The following is a 23,656-nucleotide window of genomic DNA, read 5'->3' as shown; positions in this document are numbered from 1 at the left end:
TCTACCGTGGTTCACCTCTTTGCGCTTCAGACCGGGGTCTTAAGGCGCTGGAGGCGTTTAATAATAAGAGGGGCGAAAGGCGCCCCTCAGGTCTTACTTAACGCTTAGAATTATTATTTTGGTTCAGTACCGAACCATTTTTTGTAGATTTCGTTGTACGTGCCGTTCTCTTTCAGGGTTTTCAGCGCGCCGTTGATTTTGGTGCGCAGTTCGTCGCTGCCTTTAGGCAGGGCGATGCCGTATTGCTGTGCTTCCAGAGACTCACCTACCGCTTTGAACTGACCGTTACCGGCGGTTTTGATGAAGTACAGGATGTTTGGCGTGTCGTGCAGAACCGCGTCAGCGCGGTTGGTGCCCAGTTCCATGTACGCGTTATCGATGTTAGGGAACTGACGCAGGTCTTTGGTTTTGATGTTGGCTTTCGCGTAATCAACGGAACCGGTGCCGCCTTTAACCGCGACCACTTTACCGTCCAGATCTTTTACGCTTTTGATGTCGTTGTTGTTGGCTTTGACCATCACCAGCAGGCCGCTTTTGTAGTAGCCGTCGGAGAAGTCGATCGCTTTTTCGCGCTCAGGGGTGATGGTGATACCGGCCAGCGCCAGGTCAACGTTTTTAGTTTGCAGGGCAGGAATGATGCCGCTGAAGTCCATTGGCTTCAGGGTGTAGTCCAGCTTCAGCTCTTTAGCGATAGCGGCCCACAGATCCACGTCAAAGCCGACATATTTATCGCCTTGCTTGAATTCAAAAGGAACGAACGCGGTATCGGTCGCAACGACCAGTTTTTTATCAGCGGCATGGGAAGATACTGCAAAAGCCAGGGTAAGTGCTGCCAGTGAAACTTTCAAAATCGACTTCATAGCATTTCCTTTATTAATCCACGGGGCGATCCCCTGCGTCAGCGGCGACTCATGAAAGAATCGTGCCAAAATTGCAACTTACTGTTTTGCAAGGATGTGATTATTTAACATTGCACATTGAGCGTTGCAAGCCAGTCATAACGCACCGTTATGGTGCACCATTTTGGTGCGCAAAATGAACCGGCAGGGTAGGGGGTAGTTTTACCGCGAAATCAGAGGACAAAACAATCATTCGTTAACGATTGTGTGAGGTGATTATTACATTTTATTAACTTTGGGCTATGAATTGAGCAATGGTCTGCGCTGTTTTGGTGCAGGCCCCGACCCCGGGCGGGGAGGAGGCCATAGGAAAAAACTATGCGTTATTCAATGTTGGACTCGATGAACCACAGGAATTTGTCCAGATCGCGGGATGCGGCGGTCAAAATATCTGCGGTGTCTTCGTCTTTCGCTTCACTGACGGCTTTACGCACGTCGTTGGCTACGATGGCATAACGATCGGCCAGTTCTTTCAGGTGTTCCTGAACGGTATGAATGTCGAGCGGGTAGCTTTTCAGCGGGGTTTTGCTGTTGATCACCTGAGTGGTGCCCAGAGCAACACCGCCCAGCTGCACGGCACGTTCGGCCATGGTGTCGAGGTGTTCGGTCAGCGCCGTGCGGAAGCCGTCCAGCATTTCGTGTACGGCAATAAAGTTAGCCCCGCGCATGTTCCAGTGAGCCTGTTTGGTAATCAGCGACAAGTCGATGAACTGGACGACCTGGCGATTCAGCAGCTCGATGGTGGCTTTTTTCTCGCTGTCTTTCACATCATTGCGGGTATATAGCAGGTTTGTAGATTTAGTTTTTACCAGTTTAGCGGTACTCATAATCTTTCATCCTCTTGATGTTGGTGTCCCAATGAATTACCGGCAATAAGTATAGCACCGCTTTTTTACTTTGCTGGTGAGGGTAATACCTATCAAACCGATAGCGAGAGGAAAGTGGTAAAAGCAAATGCATTGTGGAACAGTGGGTTATCTCTACTTTCAAATTCGTGTCAAAAAGAATGAATAAATATGACAGCGAAAAGAAAATAATTCTTATTAAGTATTACCCAATGGACAAAATATAAGTGCTTGATTGCGGGTAAATCATTTAATGCGGTAATTATCACCGCATTAAATGCAGGGCGACGGATTAATTTATGTCGACATTTTTAAGCTGCGTTTCGCGCTTCATGGTCAGCGTTGAACCCACTGAAGCTGCGATGATGGAGAGCAACGCCAGCCATTGCACCAGCGTCAGGTGCTCACCGAGGAACAACATGCCCGACAGCGCCGCAAGGCCGGGTTCCAGGCTCATCAGCGTGCCGAAGGTGCGGGTAGGTAACCTGGTTAACGCAATCATTTCCAGCGAGTAGGGCAGCGCCGTCGAGAGCACGGCAATCGCCAGGCCAACGGGCAGGAGCGACCATTGCAGCAGCGAGCTGGTCGCTTCCCATGCCCCCAGCGGAACAAAGATAATCGCCGCAATCAGAGAACCAAAAGCAACCGTCGCCGGGCCGTGCTCTGCGCCTGCTTTTTGCCCGGCAATAATATAGACCGCCCAACAGGCACCTGCCCCCAGCGCATAGGCAGCGCCAGCAAGGTCAACGTGGGAGATGTCCTGGCCCAGCGGCAGCAGGAACCACAGCCCGGCGACCGCCAGCACCACCCAGATAAAGTCCACCGCCCGGCGTGAGGCAAAGAGCGCAACGGCCAGCGGCCCGGTAAATTCTAGCGCTACAGCAATGCCCAGCGGCACGGTGCGCAGCGAGACATAAAAGAGGTAATTCATGCTCCCCAGCGCCAGCCCATAAAACAGCAGAGGTAGACGCTGCTCTGGCTTAAAGCGCAGCCGCCAGGGCTTAAAAATCACCACAAGGATTAGCGTCCCCAGAAACAGACGCAGCGAAGTGACGCCCTGGGGGCCAATGAGCGGGAATAATGATTTAGCCAACGAAGCGCCGCTCTGAATTGACGTCATGGCAATAAGCAGAACCACGATGGGCAGCCAGCGCGGTATATTACGGGAGGTTTGCGGCATCCTGTACCTTGTCAGTATTTGTTTGTATTTGGTCAAGAAAATAAAAGTCAGCCCAGTCTAAAGGATTAAGTTATGGCTGGTTGAATTTTCATTAAGAAAAATTCTCATGGCGTGGAGTAAGATCGGGCAGTTTTGTCAGTTTATGTCAAAAATAATTCCAGAATTATCTGAATGACGGAATTGTTATAGGGGTTAATATTTGCCGTCGCACGGCCTTATTCCTCAAGTTTTTTAGTGAGTTAACATGTAGTGGAAATGTTATGTTACATGAAAAGGTTCATTAGACAACACAATTGGCGAAGAGTTTCTGTCATCCTTTTGTTATATTTAAAACTTAGGACTTACTTGAAGCACATTTGAGGTGGATATTATGAAAAAAATTGCATGTCTTTCAGCACTGGCCTGTGTACTGGCCGTTTCCGTAGGTACCGCATCTGCAGCAACCAGCACCGTAACCGGTGGTTATGCTCAGAGCGATATGCAGGGCGTTGCTAACAAAGCTGGCGGTTTCAACCTGAAATACCGTTATGAAAATGATACCCCGCTGGGCTACATCGGTTCCTTCACCTACACCCAGAAAAGCGACACTCAGGACGGCGTGTACAACAAAGGTCAGTACTACGGTATCACCGCTGGTCCTGCTTACCGCATCAACGACTGGGCAAGCATCTACGGCGTGGTCGGTGTTGGCTACGGTAAATTCCAGCAGACCGCATTCCCAGAGCATAACTCTGTGAGCGACTACGGCTTCTCCTACGGTGCTGGCCTGCAGTTCAACCCAATCGAAAACGTTGCTCTGGACTTCTCCTACGAGCAGAGCCGTATTCGTAGCGTTGACGTTGGCACCTGGATTGCTGGCGTAGGCTACCGCTTCTAATCCCTTCCGGGATTGAAATAAAAAATCCGCCCACGTGGCGGATTTTTTTTACCTGTAAACCGGCTGGCCGATTAACGCGTCCTGGTCTCAAAGATATCCGTCTGCAGATGAGTATAGTCCACTCTCTGTAGATTGAAGTTGGTAATCCAGGTCGGCCCGGCTTTTTGCTCGGAAATAAACTTGTACTTCGGCGTGAGTTCTTTCGCCTTAATCCCCGTCCATGCAGAGAAGAAATTCAGGAAGTCATTGGCGCTGCGGCGCGCTTTAATGAGCCTGTGCGTAGCGTCGTCGCTCGACAGCACCATAAATGGCACCTGGAAATTCTGCTGAAACTTATCGTCATGCGCCAGGTACTGCACGTCGGTGCCACGCTCTTTAAACGCCAGCCCGTGATCGGAGAAATAGACCATCGAGAAGCTGTTCCCGGTGTTTTGCAGCTGCAGATAAAGCTGTTTTAGCAGGTCGTCGGTTTGCGTCATGCTGTAGAGATAGCAGGACGTCTCTTTGGACTGGACAAAATCTTTATATTTGCCCTGAGTACGATCGCAGGCCTGCGGATGAGAGCCCATCAAATGCAGCACAATCAGCTGCGGCGTACTGCGCTGCGTGGCAAAAACCTGAGCCGTCATTTTTAACAGCGCTTCGTCGCGGGTATTTTTATCGGCCTCAAAATCACCGTTCTTCAGGAACTGCACTTCATCGGCGCGTTTTGCGATGCTGGCGATGGCGGTATCGTATTCGCCGATTTGGCCCTGATTTGAGAACCACCACGTCTGGAAGCCGGCGCGGTTTGCTAAGGTGACAAAGTTATCCTGATACTGTGGTTTGCCGTCTACAACGCGGTTCAGCGTCAGCCCCAGCGATTTTTGCGTAGAGCCGCTGGCGGAGACGTAATCCATAAACAGGTTGCCTTTTACCTGGCTTGCAAACGGGGTGTTATCCCAGTGGCCGCCAAAGGCACCCAGCGCGTCGCGGCGGGCGCTCTCGCCAATCACCACCACATAAGTGTGGTACTTAGGCTGAACAGAAACCACGTTCCAGGAGTCTTTCTGCTGAGAAAGCTCCTTCATGCGGGTCTGTTCTTCAATGACTTCGTGGTTATTGACCACGACGTCTTTCACAAAGCGAACTACCGGGTAGCCCGTGTCTTTAAATTTAAATACGCCGCCGTAGGCGAGGTTGGTCAGCGGGGTGACGAAAAAACAGCCCACGCTGACGGCCAGGCATAAGCTATCGAAATGACTCCACCGGCGTTTTTCTTCACCTTTGCGGCGCAATGCCATTACGCCAAGCGCGAGAATAAAGAGGGAAACCACGTAGCTGTACCACGGGAAGATAGTCATTATCTCCGTGGACTCTTCAAAATTGGTTGAGTGCAGCGCCAGTAACGTATTGAAGTTCGGCGAGCCGTAGGCCTGGCTAAACGGGAAGTACATCGCAGCCACGGCGCTGCAAAGCCCAATCAAGACTTTCTGGAAACGCGGTGTCGTGCGCCAAAGCAGTAAAAGCACGCAGCTGAAGGCAACCGCGTAAAGCAGGCTAAATTCATAGCCGAGCGCAAAGTTAATTAAAAGGGACTGAAGAAAATAGAAACCGGTCCACGGATTCAGCATGATTCCGCGAGCAGTCAGGGTATCTTTAACCGTTACATTCATCTTTATTATGGTCTTGCAAAACGCCATGCGGTGACCCTGGCGATAAGGGTAGAGCCTGCCTGACAGACGGAAACGAAGGGGAGTAGCACCGCATCTGCGAGCCGCTTCATGTGCAGGGCTGCAAGAAGATAGAGCCGTAAGATAAGAAGATCAACTGATAACAGACAGCTGTTTTGCGAGACGGATTGCAAATCCGACAAATGATGGGGTTAAAGCTCGGCCAAAGTAGCCATTAGCGGGAATTTTGCAGGGAGAATGTGACAAAAGAATGACCGTTAGCCACCAACGCTAAGCGGAGTCGCCAGGCGGCGGATGCCTGGCGTTATTGGGTTTTTTCTTCTTTTTGCTGCGGTTTGCCTGAAACCCAGTCACAAATCATGTTCAGCAGCATTAAGCGTACCTGGAAGGGAGATTGAGTAAACACGTTGATGCACCTCTTAAATTCGTTCATAGCGTCCTCCTGTTAGCCGTGCGACCGTTTTTCCATAAACAGGTCTGACTGCATTACATACAGGTATAGCACAGGCTATATTTTATAGCCATGGCTATTTCGTTAAATTTTTGTGGATGAGCAATGCTGGTTTACAATGACGCCTTCCGTTGTCAGATGACGACGCCGCGCCACTGGAAGAGGAAGCACTATGAGCCGTCGGGTAGGGCAAAAGAACAGCGAAAAAGTGACGCCATTACCGAATATTGAAGAGCATGTTGAGGGCTTCAGGCAGGTACGTGAAGCGCACCGCCGTGAGTTAATTGATGATTATGTTGAGCTGATTTCTGATTTGATTCATGAAGTGGGTGAGGTTCGCCAGGTCGATATGGCCGCTCGCCTGGGCGTTTCCCAGCCTACGGTGGCAAAGATGCTAAAGCGTCTGGCCTCCGTTGGTCTGATTGAGCAAATCCCGTGGCGTGGGGTCTTTTTAACGCCGGAAGGTGAAAAACTGGCGCAGCAAAGCCGCGAGCGTCATCAAATCGTTGAAAACTTCTTTCTCGCGCTGGGCATCAGCCCGGAGACCGCGCGCATTGATGCCGAAGGCGTCGAGCACCACGTCAGCGAAGAGACGCTGGACGCTTTCCGTAAATTCAGCGCAGAGCGGGGTATCGGCTAAACATGCTGCTGCGTCTGGCGCAGCCTTTCCTGCGCGATCGATTCCTGCATTTATTACTGCTTATCGGCGTTGCCCTAAGCCTGGCGGTGCCGTTCCGCCCGGCTTTGTGGCCCGCGGCTATCGACTGGCACACCATCATTACCCTGACCGGGCTGATGATGTTGACCAAAGGTGTGGAGCTGAGCGGGTATTTCGACGTGCTGGGCCGCAAGATGGTGGCGCGCTTTGCCAACGAGCGCCAGCTGGCGCTGTTCATGGTGGCGGCAGCGGCGTTGCTGTCCACCTTCCTGACCAACGATGTCGCGCTGTTTATCATCGTTCCGCTGACCATCACGCTGAAAAAACTCTGCTCGGTACCGGCCAGCAAGCTAATTATCTTTGAGGCGCTGGCGGTCAATGCCGGCTCTTTGTTAACGCCTGTCGGTAATCCACAGAATATCCTGCTGTGGGGGCATTCAGGGCTTTCCTTCGGGGCGTTTACCTGGCAGATGACGCCGCTGGCGCTGGCGATGACCGTCAGCCTGCTGGTGCTGGCGTGGTTTTGCTTTAAGCCAAAGCCGCTGCACTATGCTGGCGAGGCAAATGAAAGCCAGTGGCAGCCTAAGCTGGTCTGGTGCTGCCTGGCGTTCTATATCGTGTTTATTCTTGCGCTGGAGCTGAAGCTTGAAATCTGGGGGCTGGGGTTGATTGCGCTTGGGTTCCTGGTACTGGCGCGTAAAGTACTGCTCAGCATCGACTGGAGCCTGCTGGCGGTGTTTATGGTGATGTTTATTGACGTGCACCTCATCACTCAGCTTCCGGCGTTGCAGCATTCGCTTCAGGGCGTGGCTCAGCTTTCTTCAGGCGGGCTATTTAGCCTTGGCGTCTTGCTCTCACAGTTTATCAGCAACGTTCCTGCCACTATTTTGCTGCTGAACTATGTGCCTGCCTCGCTGCTGCTGGCCTTTGCGGTCAATATTGGCGGTTTTGGCCTGTTGCCAGGCTCGCTGGCGAACCTGATTGCCCTTCGTATGGCAAACGATCGCCGCATCTGGTGGCGCTTCCACCTTTACTCTCTGCCAATGCTGCTCTGGGCGGCGCTGGTGGGCTACGGTTTATTGCAGCTACTTCGCTACCTCTGATTCAGGCAGAAACAGGCAAGGAATGAGCAGAAATTCCCCATTCCAGAGCCGGACTCGACGCGTATAACTAACAGTCCGCACTCTTCCTTCCTGAAACCCTGACCATGAGGTACCGCTATGCGTTATAAAAAACTAGGTAATACCGGCCTGTTTGTTTCAGAGCTTTGCCTTGGCACCATGACCTTTGGCGGCGAAGACGGCATATGGGGCAAAATTGGCCAGCTCGCGCAAAAAGATGCCGACAGCCTGGTCGGCAGTGCTCTGGACGCCGGGATTAACTTTATCGACACGGCCAACGTATACTCCGGCGGGCGTTCGGAAATTATCACCGGGCAGGCGCTGAAAAACCTTAACGTGCCGCGTGAGAATGTGGTGGTGGCTACCAAGGCATTTGGCGAAACCGGCACCGCCGGGCCGAACTCCCGTGGCTCATCGCGTTTCCATCTCCTGAACAGCGTTAAAGATAGCCTGCAGCGGCTACAGCTCGACTATATCGACCTGTATCAGCTCCACGGCTTTGACCCCGCCACGCCGATAGAGGAAACGCTTCGTGCGCTGGACTCGCTGGTGCAGCAGGGACTGGTGCGCTATATCGGCGTCTCTAACTGGGCGGCCTGGCAAATCATGAAGGCGTTGGGGATCTCCGAAAGGTTGGGGCTGACGCGCTTTGCCTCTTTGCAGGCCTATTACACTATCGCCGGACGTGACCTGGAACGCGAGCTGGTGCCGATGATGCAGAGCGAGGGCGTCGGCCTGATGGTATGGAGTCCGCTTGCGGGCGGGTTGCTTAGCGGTAAGTACGATCGCGACGGGAAAGCCGAAACCGGCAGCCGCCGCCTGGAGTTTGACTTCCCGCCGGTCAACAAAGATCGCGCGTTCGATTGCGTGGATGTGATGCGCGAAATTGCCGATGTAAAAGGCGTTTCCGTGGCGCAGATTGCGCTGGCGTGGCTGCTGCATCAGCAGGCGGTGACGACGGTGATTATCGGCGCGAAGCGCCTCGAGCAGCTCAGTGACAACATCGCCGCGACGGGCATTCGCTTTAGCGATGATGAGCTTGAAAGGCTGAACGCGGTGAGCGAGCTGCCGCGGGAATATCCTGGCTGGATGCTGGAACGGCAGGGCGAGTATCGCCGGGAACAGCTGAAGAATCAGTTTTAGTCAGAGGTCAGCTTTCCCCCTCACCCCGGCCCTCTCCCAGAGGGAGAGGGGGAAAACAAAAGTTATGGGAAACATTGTTTATTCCCTCTCCCAGAGGGAGAGGGGGAAAACAAAAGTTATGGGAAACATTGTTTATTCCCTTTCCCTTCCAGGGAGAGGGTTAGGGTGAGGGTAAAAATAAGAAGCGAGGCTCGGTTCCGGCATAAAGCGTATTTGTGACTTAGAGACAGCTCTCAGGAAGAGGGTAAAACTACCGTTTCAGCTTCAAATGCAGCAAAGGGAAAGGATTCCCTTCGCCGTCGAGTTCTGAACGCCCGATCTGTGCAAAACCCATATGCAGATAGAAACCCACGCCCTGCGGGTTCTGCTCATTCACGTCCACTTCATCAACCTGCAGCTGCTCAATGGCCAACTGCAAAAGCTGCTTGCCCACGCCTGTGCCACGGCTCTCGGGCGCAACAAACAGCATTTCAATGCGGTTTTCGTGGCAGCCGATAAAACCGAGTGGTTCGCCAGCTTCATCGGCCGCCAGCAGCATTGGGATCTGCGGCATGTAGCGTTCGCGAACCTGGGGCTTCAGCGCTCTGATATTTTGCTCAGGCAAAAAGTCATGCGTGGCGCGGACTGACGCCTCCCAGATTTCCGCCAGCGCATCAAAATCCGGCGGGGTTGCTTTTCTTATCGTTAACATTGTTGTTCTCAAAGGTCGTTAGTTAAACGGCGCTTCTTTTTTCAGGATCTTGTCGATCACGTCCAGCACACCTTGCTGGTTGCAATTCCCAGCCTGGTGGCTGGCAAGACGCTTAATTTTGTCCGGCGCGTTGGCCATAGCAAAACCGAACCCGGCCTGGGTCAGCATCTCTATGTCGTTGCCGCCGTCGCCGAAGGTCACGACCTCGCTGTCTTTGATGCCCCACTTTTCCTGCAGGATGCGCAAACCGTTGGCCTTATGAATGCCCGGAATAATCAGGTCGATAGAGCCGTGTCCGCTGGTGACCGGCACCATAATGCCTTCCAGCTCCGCACCGAGGGCGTCCATGGTTTCATCCAGTTGGCTATCCGGCAGGTTCAGGGCGAACTTGAAGAATACGTCGTCGAGGCCGGAGAAGTTTTCCACGTGCTCAAGACGGTGGTAGAACTTCGCCGCCAGCGCCTTAAAGTCATCGTCGTAGCTATTAAGGGTATAGCCGTTACGTTTGCCGCAGGCGATGATTTCCACGTGCGGCAGCGTCAGCAGATGATCGACAACCGTGTTGAACTCCTGCTTTGTCAGCTCACCGTTAAACATATCTTCGCCTTCGCTGACCACCCAGCCGCCGTTATCAGCGACGAAAGAGATCTCGTGGGCAATATCCGGGAAGAAAGAAATCAGCTGGAAATACTGGTTACCGCTGGCCACCACAAAGCGAATGCCTTGTTCCTTCATCTGCTGATATTGCGCCGCAAAGCGTTCGCGGTTGTAGGTTTTAGCGTCATCAAGAAAAGTGCCGTCCATGTCTACTGCAATCAGTTTGATGCTCATTGAACTCTCCATTATTCAGTCTCTAAAGCCTGCCCGGAAGGTTGCCCGGGTTTGGCTACGGCGCGGGCAACCAGCGCCGCAATAATCATTAACGTCAGCACGACCAGCATGGCGTGACGCAGGCCGTAATGCTCGCCGAGGAAGCCTAACAGCGGCGGCCCGACTAAAAAGGCAACATAGCCGGAAGCCGCCACGACGCTAACGCGGCTGGCCGGATCGGGGCCGGTATCGCCCGCCGCCGAAATGGTCAGCGGGAAGCCCAGAGACGTGCCCAGCCCCCAAAGAATCACCGACACGCCGGCAAGGAACGCGCTGTCGACAAAGACAATCATCCCGATGCCAATCACGCCCATGATTGCGCAGGCGCGAACCACGATAACTCGGCTGTAGCGGTCGATAAACCAGCCGCCGGTAAAGCGTCCGACCGTCATGCCTAGGGTAAAGCCAACGTAGATAAGCGAGCCGGACGTCGGGCTAAAGCCGTGCCCGTCGACCATCAGCAGCGGCAGCCAGTCGTTGGCTGAGCCTTCGGCAAACGCCATAGCCAGCACGACAAAGCCGATCAGCAGCAGCTGAATATCTTTATAAAACGGGCGGTGCGGTTCGTGTGTCTCGCTTTTTTCTGGATTGTCTTTGCCTACGCCATGCGGCACGGCGATAAGTGCGATAGCAATGGGCGCAATAACCACCAGGCCAATCAGCAGCAGGTGTCCCCAGGAGACCACGTTCCACGCGGTCAGGCTTAAGCCTATCCCGGCGCCGACCAGCGTCCCCAGGCTAAAGAAGCCGTGCATCATCGGCAGCACGGTTTTCTTCATCAGGCCTTCAATAATCGCGCCCTCAACGTTCATTGCCACTTCGGCGGAACCCAGTCCACTGCCGAGCAACGCCAGGCCAAAGGCAAACAGTAACGGTGAGGCGAGGTAAAGCGCGAGGCTCATCACCAGCATTCCGATGACCATCAGCGTCATGCCGCTGCGAATAATGGTGCGGGTGCCAAAGCGTTTCACCAGCCAGCCGGAGCAGAGAATACCGCCCATCGACCCGATGGACAGGCCAAATAATACGATGCCCATCCCGGCCGTAGAGACGCTGAGCGTATCGCGGATAGCGGGCGTGCGTGTGGCCCAGGATGCCATCACCAGGCCCGGGAGGAAGAAGAAGGTAAACAGAGCCCAGGTGCGGAGCTGTAAGGCTTTTCTCTGCGAGACAGACATGAACAACAACCAGTGAAAGAGAAATAAGGAGAGCAGACTAGCAAGCTTGTGTACATTTGTACATATCCCGGTATAGACTCTTCGCCATACTCTAAATTCAGGTAGGTAATGATGAGCAAAGCCCCGCGCCGCAATGACCCCGAACGCCGCTCTCGTATCCTGCAGGCCACGCTGGATATGGTGGTGAAACACGGCATCAGCGATATCACGCACCGTAAAATTGCCGCTGAAGCCGGGGTCTCGCTGGGATCAATGACCTACTACTTTTCCGGTATAGAGTCGCTGCTGTGCGAGGCGTTTACCCTGTTTGCCCATCAGATGTCGGACAGCTATCGGGAACGTATGCAGCAGGCCAGCAGCCGGGCTGAGGCCTGCGAAGCGATTGTCGATATGATTTGCGGTGGCTGCGTGGCCACGCCGTACAACATGCAGGTGATGTACCAACTTTATGCTTATGCCAGCTGCAATCCACAGCTAAAAGTCATCATGCAGGAGTGGATGGTGCGCAGTCAGCAGGCGCTGGAGCCGTTTTTCGACCCGCTAACCGCCAGAGCGCTGGACGCTTTTCTGGAAGGCATGACGCTGCACTATGTCACCGACCGCGAGCCGATGGGGCGCGACGATATGCGGGTGATGGTGAGAAGGATTGTTGGGTTGGGGAATGCAGAATAGAACGAGCGGAAAATCCGATAACGCTTTGTTGTTAATGCCCTAAAAAATAAAAACCCATCAACCTTGAACCGAAAACGGCGGGGTTGATGGGCTCCACAAATTGGGGACATCAAAGAAAAGCAGTGGCACTAATTCAGACTGACGCCCCGCCAGAAAGTTCGCTCAGGTATAAAAAAAAAGTATTTTTCTTTGTCTGTGGTTGCGATCACAAACCTGGCCATATCACGACAATGAGCGTCCCGGCCAGGGTTAACAACACGTTAGCGATAGCATAGGTACCGGCGTACCCCAGAGCAGGAATGTTGCTGCGCGCGGTGTCGCTGATGATTTCCATCGCCGGTGCACAGGTTCGTGCCCCCATCATTGCCCCGAACAGCAGCGCGCGGTTCATACGCAAAACATAGGCGCCGAACAGGAAGCATATGATGACCGGCACCAGGCTCACGATAAGGCCGGCAATCAGCATCTGGCCGCCTACCGCGCCGAGGCCGTTGCTGATGCCGCTACCCGCGCTCAGGCCTACCCCCGCCATAAACACCATCAGGCCAAACTCTTTCACCATGTTCAGCGCCCCTTGCGGGATGTAGCCGAAGGTCGGGTGGTTGGCGCGCAGGAAACCAAGCATAATACCGGCGAACAGCAGCCCGGCGGCGTTACCGACTCCAAAGCTAAACGAGCTGAACTGAAAGGTCACCATGCCTACCATCAGACCGATAACAAAGAAGGCGCAGAACGCCAGCAGGTCGGTAATCTGGCTGTGGATGGAGATAAAGCCGATGCGTTCGGCCACGGTTTTGACGCGCCTTGCGTCGCCGCTGACTTGTAAGACATCGCCTTTATTCAGCACGATGTTGTCGTCGATAGGCATTTCAATCTGGCTGCGGATCACGCGGTTCAGGAAGCAGCCGTGGTCGGTGAGCTTCAGCTGCGCCAGGCGGCGGCCCACGGCGTTGTGGTTCTTCACCACAATCTCTTCGGTAACGATACGCATGTCCAGCAGGTCGCGGTCAAAGACCTCTTTACCGTTTCTGAAGCTTGGGTCAAGGCGAGCATGCGAGTCAGGGTAGCCTACGAGGGAGATTTCATCGCCCATTTGCAGCACCGCATCCCCGTCCGGGTTGGCCAGAATGCCGTTGCGGCGAATACGTTCGATGTAGCAGCCGGTCTGGCGATAAATGCCCAGTTCGCGCAGGTTTTTGCCGTCGGCCCAGGCGACAAGCTCCGGCCCGACGCGGTAGGCGCGGATCACCGGGAGATAAACTTTGCGGCTGGCATCGGTATCGAGGCCGCGCTCGCGGGCAATCTGCTGGGCGCTGGTTTGTAAATCCTGATGCTGGAACTTCGGCAAATAGCGAGCGCCAACAATCAGGCTAACCAGGCCAATCAGGTAGGTCAGGGCATAGCCCAGGCTCAGGTTATCCAGCGAAGTCGCAAGCTGGGCGGCGGGAATGCTGGAATGACGAAGCGTATCGCCTGCACCGACCAGCACAGGCGTGGAGGTCATCGCCCCGGCGAGCATACCGGCGGTCAGGCCGATATCCCAGCCGAAAAGCTTGCCCAGGCCGAGGGCAATCAGCAGCGCGCTCCCGACCATGACCAGCGCAAGCATGAGGTAATTTTTGCCGTCGCGGAAGAAAATAGAAAAAAAGTTTGGTCCGGCTTCGACGCCCACGCAAAAAATGAACAGCATAAAACCAAGATTTAACGCGTCGGTATTGATCGAGAAATGTTGTTGCCCGAGTAATAAAGAGACCACTAAAACACCAATGGAATTACCCAGTTGCACCGGACCAAGGCGTAATTTGCCCAGGCAGAGTCCAAGCGTTAGTACAACAAATAACAAAAGGATGTAATTCCCGTTTAACAAATCTGCGACGTTTATATTCACGAAGGCTAACTTCTTGTTTACCAGTAAGCTGTTGAAAGAGATAGATTTATGCGCTAATGTTTTGACGGTTTCGTCAGTGACGACCGGCATAACATCACGCATCTAAATATCTCACGCGATGACCGAATTTCCGCCGCTAGTTTAATCTTTCTCAGTATCAGCGGCTAGTAAGAATATTGTGCTAATTGTGGCAATGCTTTATCGGCACGGATAGCCAAGGTTTTATCAAATCGGGTAAAGACTCTGCAGTGCGTTCAGGTGGGGTATTTACGAGCAGAAGCAGATGTCAGGAGGTAAAATGCACAGACGAGCGCAACGGTGGCTGGGGATTATCTGCTGCTTCGTGCTATTTATTCTGGTTTTTCTTTCGCTGCATTTAAATGTGATGGGGCGATTTATTGCAAGCGGACACTATGAGCTTGGGCTGCTGTTTTTCCTTTTTCCTGGTGGTGCAGCCAGCTTTTTCTCCCGAGACGATAGGGTGGTAAAACCGCTGGCTGGCGCAATGCTCGCTTCTCCGCTCTGCCTGTTGATGGCTCATCTGTTTTTACCCGTGACTCGTTCCTTCTGGCAGGAAGTGGCGTGGCTGCTCAGCGCGGTGTTTTGGTCATCCCTGGGTTCGCTTTGCTACCTTCTCTTTATCATGTGCCGTAACCGGATACGCAGCCATAAAAAAACCGACTCCTGAGAGTCGGTTTTTTCCGTTCGTAAAGCTTATTGCGCGGTCTGGAACAGGTTCAGGTGTTCTTTCGCGTAAGCTTCAAAATCAGTGCAGCCACCGATGTGCTGTTGATCCAGGAAGATCTGCGGCACGGTTTCAACCGGTTTACCCACGGTTTTTTCCAGGTCAGCTTTGGTAATGCCTTCGGCGTGGATATCAACATAGCGGAAGTTGAAGTCATCACGCTCGGCGGTCAGTTTCTCAGCCAGTTCTTTAGCGCGAACACAATATGGGCAGCCAGGGCGTCCAAAAATTACTGCAAACATGCTCTCTCCTCAGTTTTTATGGCCGATACTAACCGGCGAATGAGCCTATAATGCCGACATCCGTCACATTTTGAAAGAAGGTCGTGCCTGTTAGTTTAATGCCCGTAGGCTATCTGACGTTGCCCGCACCAATCGCCAGTGCAACGGCGGCTATAGTCATGGTATTTATTGGGCCTGGGCCGATGCAGCCCGATTCTGCTTCGAAACACTCTGATTTAAAAAAGCCAAAGGAAAACAGCGATGACGCCGACCATTGATCTGCTTCGTTCTCACCGATCAATCCGCCATTTTACCGGTGAACCTATTACCGACGAGCAGCGCGAGGCCATTATTGCCGGCGCACAGGCGGCCTCCAGCTCTAGCTTCCTACAGTGCAGCTCGATCGTTCGTATTACCGATAAGGCGCTGCGTGAACAGCTGGTGCCGCTAACGGGCGGCCAGAAGCACGTGGCGGAAGCGGCCGAGTTTTGGGTCTTTTGCGCCGACTTTAACCGCAACCTGCAAATTTGCCCGGATGCCCAGCTTGGGCTGGCGGAGCAGCTTCTGTTGGGGGCGGTAGACACCGCCATTCTTGCGCAAAATGCCTTTACCGCCGCGGAGTCTCTGGGGCTGGGTGGCGTCTATATCGGCGGCATCCGTAACAATATTGAGGCGGTAGGAGAGCTGCTGGGCGTGCCGAAGTACGTACTGCCGCTGTTTGGGCTTTGCCTGGGCTGGCCTGCCGATACGCCGGATATCAAGCCACGCATGCCCGCCGCGATGCTGGTGCATGAAAACCGCTATCAGCCGCTCAACAGGCCGCTGCTTGACGAATACGACGAGCAGCTTGCGCAGTACTATCTAAGCCGGGACAGCAACACGCGCCGCGACACCTGGAGCGACCACATCAGCCGCACTATCATCAAAGAAAACCGTCCTTTTATCCTCGATTATCTGCACAAGCAGGGTTGGGCGACCCGCTAATCAACGCGGCGGCCAGGCTGCTATAACGGCGATTGATACATTTTCAGTATTAATCGTTGCCCCAAACGGTATTGGTTTCATCCCTCGGTGAGTCGTTATAACTGCTGAAGTTATAACGACAATCTGACAAGGAACCTCCTATGCCAACGCCTGTTTTTGATAACGCTCCCTTCTACGCGGCCGACATTATTCGCTCCCGGATTAACGGTCTGGTACCACGCATTGCTTTCATTCTTGGCTCCGGGCTGGGAGAGCTGGCGGAAAAAATCGACTCCCCCATTGTTTTTTCATACGAAGAGTTACCGGGATTCCCCGTCAGCACCGTCCACGGTCATGCAGGTGAACTGGTCGTCGGCACGCTGGCTGGCGTACCGGTGGCCTGTATGAAAGGGCGAGGGCACTTTTATGAAGGTCGCGGGATGTCGGTGATGACCAGCGCAATTCGTACTTTTAAGCTGCTGGGATGCGAAATTTTGTTTTCGACCAACGCCGCCGGTTCGCTACGCCCAGAGGTGGAGCCGGGGAGCCTGGTTGCACTCAGCGATCATATTAATACCATGCCGGGCACCCCGACCGTTGGGCCAAATGATGAGCGGTTTGGCGAACGCTTTTTCTCGCTGGCAAACGCCTATGATGCCGACTATCGAGCGGTGCTGCAGCAGGTTGCGCGCGAGCAGGGCTTCCCACTGCACGAAGGGGTGTTTGTTTCTTATCCGGGGCCCAATTTCGAAACCGCAGCGGAAATTCGAATGATGCAAATCATTGGCGGCCACGTGGTGGGGATGTCGGTTGTGCCAGAGGTGATCGGCGCCCGGCATTGCGGCCTGAAGGTGGTTGCCGTCTCGGCAATTACGAACCTTGCTGAAGGGCTGGGCAGTATTCAGCTTTCCCACGAGCAGACGCTGAAAGCGGCTGCATTGTCGCGCCAGAACTTCATTAACCTGATTTGCGGCTTCCTCGGCAAACTGGCCTGATCCTCACTGACCACGGCAGGGAAAACAGATGGCGATTAAACTCCGCTTAAAAATCATGCTGTTTTTGCAGTACTTTATCTGGGGGGCGTGGTTGGTCACTTTTGGATCTTACATGATCAATACGCTCGGCTTTAAAGGCGCAGATGTGGGCATGGTTTACAGTACCAAAGGGCTTGCTGCGCTGCTGATGCCGGGACTGATCGGGATTGTTGCCGACAAATGGCTCCCGGCTAATCGGGTGTACTCTCTCTGCCATTTTGTGGGGGCGGGGATGCTGGTCTGGGCGGCCAGTATCAACCAGCCGGGGCTGATGTTTTGGGCTATGCTGGGCAATGCGCTGGCCTTTATGCCAACCATCGCATTGTCCAATACCGTGTCTTACGCTTGCCTGGAAAAAGCCGGTCTGGATACGATTAGCCATTTCCCGCCGGTGCGGGTGTTTGGCACGGTGGGGTTTATTGCGGCCATGTGGACCGTCAGCCTGATGCGTATAGAGCTGAGCAGCATGCAGCTCTATATTGCCGCCGCTGCTTCTGGATTGCTTGCACTCTATGCGCTTACGCTACCGACCATTCCGGTGATAAAAAGCCAGGCCGCGCGCAGCTGGGTAAGTCGCCTGGGGCTGGACGCGTTTGTGCTGTTCAAAAAGCCGCGGATGGCGGTTTTTTTCCTGTTCGCCATGCTGCTTGGCGCGGTGCTGCAAATCACCAATACTTTTGGCAACCCTTTCCTGCATGATTTCGCCCGCCAGCCGGCCTTTGCCGACAGCTTTGTGGTGCAGTATCCCTCAATTTTGTTGTCCGTTTCACAGATGTCGGAAGTGGTCTTTATTTTGACGATCCCCTTCTTCCTGCGTCGTTTTGGCATTAAGCAGGTCATGCTGATGAGCATGGTCGCCTGGGTGCTGCGTTTTGCGCTGTTTGCCTGGGGCGATCCTTCTGCTTTTGGTTTTGTGCTGCTGTTGCTCTCGATGGTGGTGTATGGCTGCGCGTTCGATTTCTTTAATATCTCAGGTTCCGTCTTTGTTGAGCAGGAGGTGGACTCACGCATTCGCGCCAGCGCGCAAGGGCTGTTTATGACGATGGTGAACGGGATTGGGGCGTATCTGGGGGCGATTGTCAGCGGCTACGTGGTGGATTATTTCACCACGGATGGGGTCAAAGACTGGCCGACCATCTGGCTGGTATTTGCAGGCTATGCGCTGGTGCTTGCCGTGGTCTTTCACTTTAGCTTCCACTATCGCCACGGCCGGGAGCTTGATTCTTCGGCATCGCTCGCACATTAAGGCTCCCGGCCTTACAGCAAGCGTAGGTGATGGTAATTTATGAGGCTTGCTACTCAGGGAGCCTCATGAATACATCTCAGCGTATTTATCGCACTGACCTTAAACTCTTGCGTTATTTTCAGGCCGTGGCCGAGGAGCTGCACTTTGGCAGGGCTGCCGCGCGGCTGAACATGTCGCAACCTCCTCTGAGCTTCCATATTAAAGAGCTGGAGGCCCAGTTGGGCACCGTGCTTTTTATTCGCCATTCGCGGCACGTGGCGTTAACCCATGCGGGTGAAGTCCTGCTGGAAGAGACAAAACAGCTGCTTAACAACGCCAGCCTTGCGCTGGCGAGGGTTGAGCAGATTGGGCGGGGTGAAGGAGGGCGAATTCAGTTAGGGATTGTCGGGACCGCCATCTGGGGCGGGCTGCGCCTTGGGCTGCAGCGGTTTATTGCTGACTATCCGGCCATTGATGTGACCTTTCGCGAAAAGTCCCCGGGGGATCAGCTCGCGCTGCTTGGTCGCCACGAAATTGATGCCGGTATCTGGCGGATGGAGACTTGCCCGCCGGGCGGTCTGCAAAGCGAAAAACTGCATGAGGCGACATTTATGGTCGCGCTGCCGGAGCAGCACCCGTTAGCCCGCCAGCAGACGGTGGACATTACCCAACTGCGGCACGAGCCGTTCGTGACGATGACCGCCATTCACTCAGACTGGACTTTCCTGCAGCGCGTGTGTCGTGAAGCTGGTTTTATGCCCCGGGTTGTTCGTGAGGCGGTGGAGCCGCAAACCGTGCTGGCTCTGGTGAGCATCGGTTTTGGGCTAACCATTATGGCCGATAGCTATGCGCAAATGAGCTGGCCCGGCGTGGTGTTTCGCCCGCCAACCCGGCCCATACCCGCCGATCTTTATGCTGTCTTCGATCCGGTGCATCTCACTTCGACCACAAAGCAATTAATTGAGGCACTTAAGCAGTCTCCGGCCGATTACCCCATCGTTGAAAGGTGAGGGCAGTGATATGATGGCCTGGCGGTTAATTTTGGTCTGGTTGCTCAGAGGTGCAGGTTGAAAATCGCTATATTATCCCGGGATGGAACGCTCTATTCATGCAAGCGCCTGCGCGAGGCGGCAACGCGTCGTGGCCACCAGGTGGAAATCATCGATCCCCTTTCTTGTTATATGAACATCAATCCGGCCGCGCCCTCAGTGCACTACAAGGGGCGACAGCTGCCGCATTACGATGCGGTGATCCCGCGCATCGGCTCGGCTATCACCTTTTACGGCACGGCGGTGCTGCGCCAGTTCGAAATGCTGGGAAGCTACCCGCTGAATGAGTCGGTGGCGATTACGCGTGCGCGGGACAAACTGCGTTCGCTGCAGCTGCTGGCGAAGCAGGGTATCGACCTGCCGGTGACGGGGTTTGCCCATTCTCCGGACGACACCAGTGACCTTATTGATATGGTGGGCGGTGCGCCGCTGGTGGTGAAGCTTGTTGAGGGCACGCAGGGCATTGGCGTGGTGCTGGCCGAAACTCGGCAGGCGGCAGAGAGCGTGATTGACGCGTTTCGCGGCCTGAATGCCCACATCCTGGTGCAGGAATACATCAAAGAGGCCAAAGGGCGAGATATTCGCTGCCTGGTGGTGGGTGATGAGGTGGTGGCGGCTATTGAACGGCAGGCGAAGCCTGGAGATTTTCGTTCTAATCTGCATCGTGGCGGCGTGGCGCATCAGGTGACGATTACCGATCTCGAGCGCGAAGTGGCGCTAAAGGCGGCCAGCACGCTGGGGCTGGACATTGCCGGGGTCGATATTTTACGTGCCGATCGCGGTCCGCTAGTGATGGAGGTGAATGCCTCGCCTGGGCTGGAAGGTATTGAAAATACAAGCGGTGTCGATATCGCCGGTTTGATGATCAAATGGATAGAGCAGCAGGCGCGTCCTGGGTACTGTCTTAAAACCGGGGGATAATCGCCAAATCGGCGCTTATGCATAGTATGACGTGTCATTTTTGCGTAAGATGGCACGTTAATTTTTGAACCGGTAATGAGGTTTTTGCGTTTATGGATTCACTCGTCGTCCCTACTCTGGACACTTTACGCCGCTGGCTGGATGAAATCGGCGTAACCTTCTTCGAGTGCGATACCTGCCAGGCATTGCATTTGCCCCATATGCAGAACTTCGATGGCGTATACGACGCGAAAATCGATCTTGTGGACAACATCATCCTGTTTTCCGCGCTGGCTGAGGTGAAGCCGTCTGCACTGCTGCCGCTGGCGTCTGATTTATCCTCGATTAACGCCAGTTCGCTGACCGTGAAAGCGTTCCTCGACATACAGGATGATAATCTGCCGAAGCTGGTGGTTTGCCAGTCTTTATCTTCCTCGGTAGGCATTACCCGTGAGCAGTTTGCCGCTTTCGTTCAGCAGAGCGAAGAGCAGGTTTCAATGGTGATTCTTGAGGCCTGCGCCAATCAGCTGCTGTTCGTGACTGAAGAAGAAGAGCGCGACAGCACAATTATTCATACTCACTCTGTGCACTGATCCTTCCTTATTTTAACGCAGCGGCCACCAGCGCCGCCGCGTTCCGCATGTTTTTATTCTGTCATATTGCCGTCACACCAAAACAAATCCCTGCCATAAGGCGAGTTTTCGCCGCCTGTATAGACGAAAGATGCCTGGAAAGTTGATAAAAGGCGTTTTTTCATCCGGGCTATAGTCGCCAACCCTGGCTACAGTTATTCTTGCGTGGCTCGTAAAAACGAGCACGTCTGCGTGAAGATATCCCAAATTCTTTTTCTGCAGAATGAATAGAGATGCATGAATTTTGCATGTTGAAAACAGCATGCGGCGAATGCGGATATGCCACATTGCGTAAATTCGGCTCATTCGAGCCCGGTTTGGCCTTTATTCAGAAGGAATGAAATTATGTTCGACCAACGTAAAAAATGGTTGTCGGGGATGGTTGCCGGTGCGCTGATGGCAGCTTCTGCTGCCAGCTTGGCCGCCGAACAAAAGACGCTGCACGTCTATAACTGGTCTGACTATATCGCGCCGGATACCCTGGCAAACTTCACCAAAGAGACCGGTATCAAGGTGGTCTACGACGTGTTTGATTCCAACGAGGTACTGGAAGGGAAACTGATGGCGGGCAGCACGGGCTATGACCTGGTAGTGCCGTCTTCGCAGTTCCTCGAGCGTCAGGCACAGGCCGGTATTTTCGAGCCGCTGGATAAAAGCAAACTGCCGAATTACAAAAATCTCGATCCGGAAATGCTCAAGCTGGTGGCGCAAAACGACCACGACAATAAATACGGCATTCCGTACATGATGGTGACCACCGGCATCGGTTATAACGTCGATAAGGTCAAAGCCGCGCTCGGTAAAGATGCGCCGGTCGACAGCTGGGATCTGATCCTCAAGCCGGAAAACCTCGAAAAACTGAAAAGCTGTGGCGTGTCATTCCTGGATGCTCCGAGTGAAATTTACGCCACCGTGCTGCACTATCTGGGCAAAGATCCTAACAGCACCAACGCGGCAGACTATACCGGCGCGGCTAACGATCTGCTGCTGAAGCTGCGGCCGAATATTCGCTACTTCCACTCCTCGCAGTACATCAACGACCTGGCTAACGGCGACATCTGCGTGGCGATTGGCTGGTCCGGCGATATCCTGCAGGCGGCAAACCGCGCCAAAGAAGCCAAAAATGGCGTGAATATTGCTTATTCCATTCCTAAGGAAGGCGCGATGGTCTACTTCGATATGTTTGCCCTGCCGGCAGACGCGAAGAACAAAGACGAAGCGTATCAGTTCCTGAACTACCTGATGAAGCCGGACGTCATTGCCAACATCAGTAATCATATTTATTACGCGAACGCCAACAAAGAGGCTACGTCGTTACTGAGCGAGGAAGTCCGCAGCAATCCTGGGATTTACCCGCCGGCGGATATTCGTGCCAAGCTGTTCACACAAACGGTAATGCCGGCGAAGATTGACCGGGTTATCACCCGCGCGTGGACTAAGGTTAAAACAGGCAAGTAAGTCCTGAAACGTCCTGATACCGGGCGGTTGCACCAGAGTTGTGCAATCGCCCCAGCCTTAACGGAAGCCCTTGTTTCCGGGCGGGCTAAAAGTACGGCAACCGGGCCGTACCTTCTTTTTGCTTTTGCCGGAGAGCAACAGAATTGAACGACGCAATCCCTCGCCCGCAGTCCAAAACACCGAAAGCGCTGACTCCGCTGCTGGAAATTCGTAACCTCACCAAATCTTTTGATGGCCAGCACGCCGTGGATGACGTCAGCCTGACCATCTATAAAGGCGAAATTTTTGCTTTACTGGGCGCCTCCGGCTGCGGCAAGTCTACGCTGCTGCGAATGCTGGCGGGTTTTGAGCAGCCAAGCGCCGGGCAAATCATGCTGGATGGCGTCGATTTGTCCCATGTGCCGCCTTACCAGCGTCCGATCAACATGATGTTCCAGTCCTATGCGTTGTTCCCGCACATGACCGTGGAGCAGAACATTGCGTTTGGCCTCAAGCAGGACAAGCTGCCGAAAGCGGAAATTACCAGCCGGGTAGCGGAAATGCTCACCCTGGTGCATATGCAGGAGTTTGCGAAACGTAAACCTCACCAGCTTTCCGGCGGCCAGCGCCAGCGAGTGGCGCTGGCCCGCAGCCTGGCTAAGCGCCCCAAACTGCTGCTGCTCGACGAGCCTATGGGCGCGCTGGATAAAAAGCTGCGCGACCGCATGCAGCTTGAAGTGGTGGATATTCTTGAGCGCGTCGGCGTGACCTGCGTGATGGTGACCCACGACCAGGAAGAGGCGATGACGATGGCCGGGCGAATTGCGATCATGAATCGCGGTAAGTTCGTGCAGATTGGCGAGCCGGAAGAGATTTATGAGCACCCAACCACCCGCTACAGCGCGGAGTTTATCGGGTCGGTGAACGTCTTCGAAGGGCTGCTGAAAGAGCGGCAGGATGACGGGCTGGTGATTGACAGTCCGGGACTGGTGCATCCGCTGAAGGTGGATCCTGACGCATCGGTGGTTGACGGTGTGCCGGTCTTTGTCGCGCTGCGCCCGGAAAAGGTGATGCTTTGTGAGGAGCCGCCGGCCGATGGCTATAACTTTGCCGTCGGAGAAGTCGTGCACATCGCTTATCTCGGCGATCTCTCTATCTATCACGTTCGCCTGAAAAGCGGGCAGATGATCAGCGCTCAGCTGCAGAACGAACATCGCTACCGTAAAGGGGCGCCCACGTGGGGGGATGAAGTTCGCCTGTGCTGGGATGCCGACAGCTGTGTGGTTCTGACGGTTTAAGGGGGC

Annotated in this window: 25 protein-coding genes; 15 read left to right on the top strand and 10 right to left on the bottom strand. The window is 54.1% G+C overall.

The features are described 5' to 3' along the window. Window positions 1-113 precede the first annotated feature (113 nt). The 3 genes from glnH to rhtA all read right to left on the bottom strand — a co-directional run bounded on the left by glnH (window position 114) and on the right by rhtA (window position 2,924). The gene (gene glnH / locus JT31_RS05380) at window positions 114-860 is read right to left on the bottom strand and encodes a glutamine ABC transporter substrate-binding protein GlnH (RefSeq protein ID WP_038474244.1); all 747 of its coding nucleotides are present in this window, start codon (window positions 858-860) and stop codon (window positions 114-116) included. A 362-nt stretch (window positions 861-1,222) separates the two neighbouring features. After that, a complete protein-coding gene (gene dps / locus JT31_RS05375; protein WP_038474241.1) occupies window positions 1,223-1,726 on the bottom strand; it encodes a DNA starvation/stationary phase protection protein Dps in 504 nt (167 codons plus the stop codon). A 310-nt stretch (window positions 1,727-2,036) separates the two neighbouring features. Next, window positions 2,037-2,924, bottom strand: a complete 888-nt coding sequence (gene rhtA, locus JT31_RS05370; protein ID WP_038474238.1) for a threonine/homoserine exporter RhtA — start codon at window positions 2,922-2,924, stop codon at window positions 2,037-2,039. A gap of 370 nt (window positions 2,925-3,294) precedes the next feature. On the opposite strand from rhtA, the gene ompX reads away from it, so the two are divergent. Beyond that, complete coding sequence (gene ompX, locus JT31_RS05365; RefSeq protein ID WP_038474235.1) at window positions 3,295-3,801, top strand: outer membrane protein OmpX; 507 nt, start codon at window positions 3,295-3,297, stop codon at window positions 3,799-3,801. A 71-nt stretch (window positions 3,802-3,872) separates the two neighbouring features. Here ompX and JT31_RS05360 read toward each other — a convergent pair whose 3' ends face one another. Both JT31_RS05360 and mntS read right to left on the bottom strand, forming a co-directional pair. Further along, the gene (locus JT31_RS05360) at window positions 3,873-5,456 is read right to left on the bottom strand and encodes a sulfatase-like hydrolase/transferase (protein ID WP_038474232.1); all 1,584 of its coding nucleotides are present in this window, start codon (window positions 5,454-5,456) and stop codon (window positions 3,873-3,875) included. A gap of 322 nt (window positions 5,457-5,778) precedes the next feature. Beyond that, window positions 5,779-5,907, bottom strand: coding sequence for a manganase accumulation protein MntS (gene mntS, locus JT31_RS05355; RefSeq protein WP_038474230.1), 129 nt, complete (start codon window positions 5,905-5,907; stop codon window positions 5,779-5,781). A gap of 190 nt (window positions 5,908-6,097) precedes the next feature. On the opposite strand from mntS, the gene mntR reads away from it, so the two are divergent. The 3 genes from mntR to JT31_RS05340 all read left to right on the top strand — a co-directional run bounded on the left by mntR (window position 6,098) and on the right by JT31_RS05340 (window position 8,847). After that, a complete protein-coding gene (gene mntR, locus JT31_RS05350; RefSeq protein WP_038474227.1) occupies window positions 6,098-6,565 on the top strand; it encodes a manganese-binding transcriptional regulator MntR in 468 nt (155 codons plus the stop codon). Between the two features lie 2 nt (window positions 6,566-6,567). Then, a complete protein-coding gene (locus tag JT31_RS05345; protein WP_038474224.1) occupies window positions 6,568-7,686 on the top strand; it encodes an SLC13 family permease in 1,119 nt (372 codons plus the stop codon). Window positions 7,687-7,803: 117 nt separating this feature from the next. Further along, window positions 7,804-8,847: an aldo/keto reductase gene (locus JT31_RS05340; RefSeq protein WP_038474221.1), complete on the top strand. Its 1,044-nt coding sequence runs from the start codon at window positions 7,804-7,806 to the stop codon at window positions 8,845-8,847. A 250-nt stretch (window positions 8,848-9,097) separates the two neighbouring features. Here the strand turns inward: JT31_RS05340 and JT31_RS05335 are convergent, their stop codons facing one another. Genes JT31_RS05335 through JT31_RS05325 form a run of 3 tightly spaced genes read right to left on the bottom strand, consistent with a single transcriptional unit; the run spans window position 9,098 to window position 11,586 of the window. Continuing rightward, window positions 9,098-9,538 (bottom strand): acetyltransferase, encoded by a 441-nt coding sequence (locus JT31_RS05335; RefSeq protein WP_038474217.1) that lies wholly within the window; start codon window positions 9,536-9,538, stop codon window positions 9,098-9,100. An 18-nt stretch (window positions 9,539-9,556) separates the two neighbouring features. After that, a complete protein-coding gene (locus tag JT31_RS05330; RefSeq protein WP_038474214.1) occupies window positions 9,557-10,369 on the bottom strand; it encodes a Cof-type HAD-IIB family hydrolase in 813 nt (270 codons plus the stop codon). An 11-nt stretch (window positions 10,370-10,380) separates the two neighbouring features. Then, entirely contained in the window at window positions 10,381-11,586 is a 1,206-nt protein-coding gene (locus tag JT31_RS05325) for an MFS transporter (protein WP_038474211.1), read from the bottom strand. A gap of 111 nt (window positions 11,587-11,697) precedes the next feature. Here JT31_RS05325 and JT31_RS05320 point away from each other — a divergent pair, with 111 nt between their 5' ends. Beyond that, complete coding sequence (locus tag JT31_RS05320; protein ID WP_038474208.1) at window positions 11,698-12,258, top strand: TetR/AcrR family transcriptional regulator; 561 nt, start codon at window positions 11,698-11,700, stop codon at window positions 12,256-12,258. Between the two features lie 205 nt (window positions 12,259-12,463). Here the strand turns inward: JT31_RS05320 and JT31_RS05315 are convergent, their stop codons facing one another. Further along, complete coding sequence (locus tag JT31_RS05315) at window positions 12,464-14,146, bottom strand: aspartate:alanine antiporter (protein ID WP_038482818.1); 1,683 nt, start codon at window positions 14,144-14,146, stop codon at window positions 12,464-12,466. A gap of 298 nt (window positions 14,147-14,444) precedes the next feature. On the opposite strand from JT31_RS05315, the gene JT31_RS05310 reads away from it, so the two are divergent. Beyond that, a complete protein-coding gene (locus JT31_RS05310; RefSeq protein WP_038474206.1) occupies window positions 14,445-14,834 on the top strand; it encodes an inner membrane protein YbjM in 390 nt (129 codons plus the stop codon). 26 nt (window positions 14,835-14,860) lie between these two features. On the opposite strand, the gene JT31_RS05305 is transcribed toward JT31_RS05310, so the two are convergent. Then, the gene (locus JT31_RS05305; RefSeq protein WP_038474203.1) at window positions 14,861-15,133 is read right to left on the bottom strand and encodes a GrxA family glutaredoxin; all 273 of its coding nucleotides are present in this window, start codon (window positions 15,131-15,133) and stop codon (window positions 14,861-14,863) included. A 98-nt stretch (window positions 15,134-15,231) separates the two neighbouring features. Here JT31_RS05305 and JT31_RS23680 point away from each other — a divergent pair, with 98 nt between their 5' ends. The 9 genes from JT31_RS23680 to potG all read left to right on the top strand — a co-directional run bounded on the left by JT31_RS23680 (window position 15,232) and on the right by potG (window position 23,650). Then, window positions 15,232-15,390 carry a DUF1418 family protein gene (locus JT31_RS23680; protein WP_144244088.1) on the top strand — a complete coding sequence of 53 codons (159 nt, stop codon included), beginning with the start codon at window positions 15,232-15,234 and terminating at the stop codon, window positions 15,388-15,390. Continuing rightward, window positions 15,374-16,096 carry an oxygen-insensitive NADPH nitroreductase gene (nfsA, locus tag JT31_RS05300; protein ID WP_038474199.1) on the top strand — a complete coding sequence of 241 codons (723 nt, stop codon included), beginning with the start codon at window positions 15,374-15,376 and terminating at the stop codon, window positions 16,094-16,096. Before JT31_RS23680 ends, nfsA begins: the two co-directional genes overlap by 17 nt. Window positions 16,097-16,236: 140 nt before the next feature. Continuing rightward, window positions 16,237-17,070, top strand: coding sequence for a xanthosine phosphorylase (gene xapA, locus JT31_RS05295; protein WP_038474196.1), 834 nt, complete (start codon window positions 16,237-16,239; stop codon window positions 17,068-17,070). 28 nt (window positions 17,071-17,098) lie between these two features. Further along, window positions 17,099-18,355 carry a nucleoside permease gene (locus JT31_RS05290; protein WP_038474193.1) on the top strand — a complete coding sequence of 419 codons (1,257 nt, stop codon included), beginning with the start codon at window positions 17,099-17,101 and terminating at the stop codon, window positions 18,353-18,355. Between the two features lie 65 nt (window positions 18,356-18,420). Continuing rightward, window positions 18,421-19,344 carry a LysR family transcriptional regulator gene (locus JT31_RS05285; protein ID WP_038474190.1) on the top strand — a complete coding sequence of 308 codons (924 nt, stop codon included), beginning with the start codon at window positions 18,421-18,423 and terminating at the stop codon, window positions 19,342-19,344. 57 nt (window positions 19,345-19,401) lie between these two features. Continuing rightward, window positions 19,402-20,304, top strand: a complete 903-nt coding sequence (gene rimK / locus JT31_RS05280; RefSeq protein WP_038474187.1) for a 30S ribosomal protein S6--L-glutamate ligase — start codon at window positions 19,402-19,404, stop codon at window positions 20,302-20,304. A gap of 92 nt (window positions 20,305-20,396) precedes the next feature. Further along, window positions 20,397-20,876, top strand: a complete 480-nt coding sequence (locus JT31_RS05275) for a YbjN domain-containing protein (protein ID WP_038474184.1) — start codon at window positions 20,397-20,399, stop codon at window positions 20,874-20,876. Between the two features lie 384 nt (window positions 20,877-21,260). Beyond that, window positions 21,261-22,373: a spermidine/putrescine ABC transporter substrate-binding protein PotF gene (gene potF / locus JT31_RS05270; RefSeq protein ID WP_038474181.1), complete on the top strand. Its 1,113-nt coding sequence runs from the start codon at window positions 21,261-21,263 to the stop codon at window positions 22,371-22,373. 143 nt (window positions 22,374-22,516) lie between these two features. After that, entirely contained in the window at window positions 22,517-23,650 is a 1,134-nt protein-coding gene (gene potG, locus JT31_RS05265) for a putrescine ABC transporter ATP-binding subunit PotG (RefSeq protein WP_038474177.1), read from the top strand. The last annotated feature ends 6 nt before the right edge of the window (window positions 23,651-23,656 follow it).

Source organism: Cedecea neteri (assembly GCF_000757825.1).
In the GTDB taxonomy this organism is placed as follows: domain Bacteria; phylum Pseudomonadota; class Gammaproteobacteria; order Enterobacterales; family Enterobacteriaceae; genus Cedecea; species Cedecea selenatireducens.
Note: the sequence above shows the minus strand (reverse complement) of the source record. Positions and strands in the feature narration are given on the sequence as shown.

What these genes read in the sequence shown, in the direction of transcription:
- glnH (WP_038474244.1), bottom strand. Translation starts at nt 860, where the DNA reads ATGAAGTCGATTTTGAAAGTTTCACTGGCAGCACTTACCCTGGCTTTT.
- dps (WP_038474241.1), bottom strand. Translation starts at nt 1,726, where the DNA reads ATGAGTACCGCTAAACTGGTAAAAACTAAATCTACAAACCTGCTATAT.
- rhtA (WP_038474238.1), bottom strand. Translation starts at nt 2,924, where the DNA reads ATGCCGCAAACCTCCCGTAATATACCGCGCTGGCTGCCCATCGTGGTT.
- ompX (WP_038474235.1), top strand. Translation starts at nt 3,295, where the DNA reads ATGAAAAAAATTGCATGTCTTTCAGCACTGGCCTGTGTACTGGCCGTT.
- JT31_RS05360 (WP_038474232.1), bottom strand. Translation starts at nt 5,456, where the DNA reads ATGAATGTAACGGTTAAAGATACCCTGACTGCTCGCGGAATCATGCTG.
- mntS (WP_038474230.1), bottom strand. Translation starts at nt 5,907, where the DNA reads ATGAACGAATTTAAGAGGTGCATCAACGTGTTTACTCAATCTCCCTTC.
- mntR (WP_038474227.1), top strand. Translation starts at nt 6,098, where the DNA reads ATGAGCCGTCGGGTAGGGCAAAAGAACAGCGAAAAAGTGACGCCATTA.
- JT31_RS05345 (WP_038474224.1), top strand. Translation starts at nt 6,568, where the DNA reads ATGCTGCTGCGTCTGGCGCAGCCTTTCCTGCGCGATCGATTCCTGCAT.
- JT31_RS05340 (WP_038474221.1), top strand. Translation starts at nt 7,804, where the DNA reads ATGCGTTATAAAAAACTAGGTAATACCGGCCTGTTTGTTTCAGAGCTT.
- JT31_RS05335 (WP_038474217.1), bottom strand. Translation starts at nt 9,538, where the DNA reads ATGTTAACGATAAGAAAAGCAACCCCGCCGGATTTTGATGCGCTGGCG.
- JT31_RS05330 (WP_038474214.1), bottom strand. Translation starts at nt 10,369, where the DNA reads ATGAGCATCAAACTGATTGCAGTAGACATGGACGGCACTTTTCTTGAT.
- JT31_RS05325 (WP_038474211.1), bottom strand. Translation starts at nt 11,586, where the DNA reads ATGTCTGTCTCGCAGAGAAAAGCCTTACAGCTCCGCACCTGGGCTCTG.
- JT31_RS05320 (WP_038474208.1), top strand. Translation starts at nt 11,698, where the DNA reads ATGAGCAAAGCCCCGCGCCGCAATGACCCCGAACGCCGCTCTCGTATC.
- JT31_RS05310 (WP_038474206.1), top strand. Translation starts at nt 14,445, where the DNA reads ATGCACAGACGAGCGCAACGGTGGCTGGGGATTATCTGCTGCTTCGTG.
- JT31_RS05305 (WP_038474203.1), bottom strand. Translation starts at nt 15,133, where the DNA reads ATGTTTGCAGTAATTTTTGGACGCCCTGGCTGCCCATATTGTGTTCGC.
- JT31_RS23680 (WP_144244088.1), top strand. Translation starts at nt 15,232, where the DNA reads ATGCCCGTAGGCTATCTGACGTTGCCCGCACCAATCGCCAGTGCAACG.
- nfsA (WP_038474199.1), top strand. Translation starts at nt 15,374, where the DNA reads ATGACGCCGACCATTGATCTGCTTCGTTCTCACCGATCAATCCGCCAT.
- xapA (WP_038474196.1), top strand. Translation starts at nt 16,237, where the DNA reads ATGCCAACGCCTGTTTTTGATAACGCTCCCTTCTACGCGGCCGACATT.
- JT31_RS05290 (WP_038474193.1), top strand. Translation starts at nt 17,099, where the DNA reads ATGGCGATTAAACTCCGCTTAAAAATCATGCTGTTTTTGCAGTACTTT.
- JT31_RS05285 (WP_038474190.1), top strand. Translation starts at nt 18,421, where the DNA reads ATGAATACATCTCAGCGTATTTATCGCACTGACCTTAAACTCTTGCGT.
- JT31_RS05275 (WP_038474184.1), top strand. Translation starts at nt 20,397, where the DNA reads ATGGATTCACTCGTCGTCCCTACTCTGGACACTTTACGCCGCTGGCTG.
- potF (WP_038474181.1), top strand. Translation starts at nt 21,261, where the DNA reads ATGTTCGACCAACGTAAAAAATGGTTGTCGGGGATGGTTGCCGGTGCG.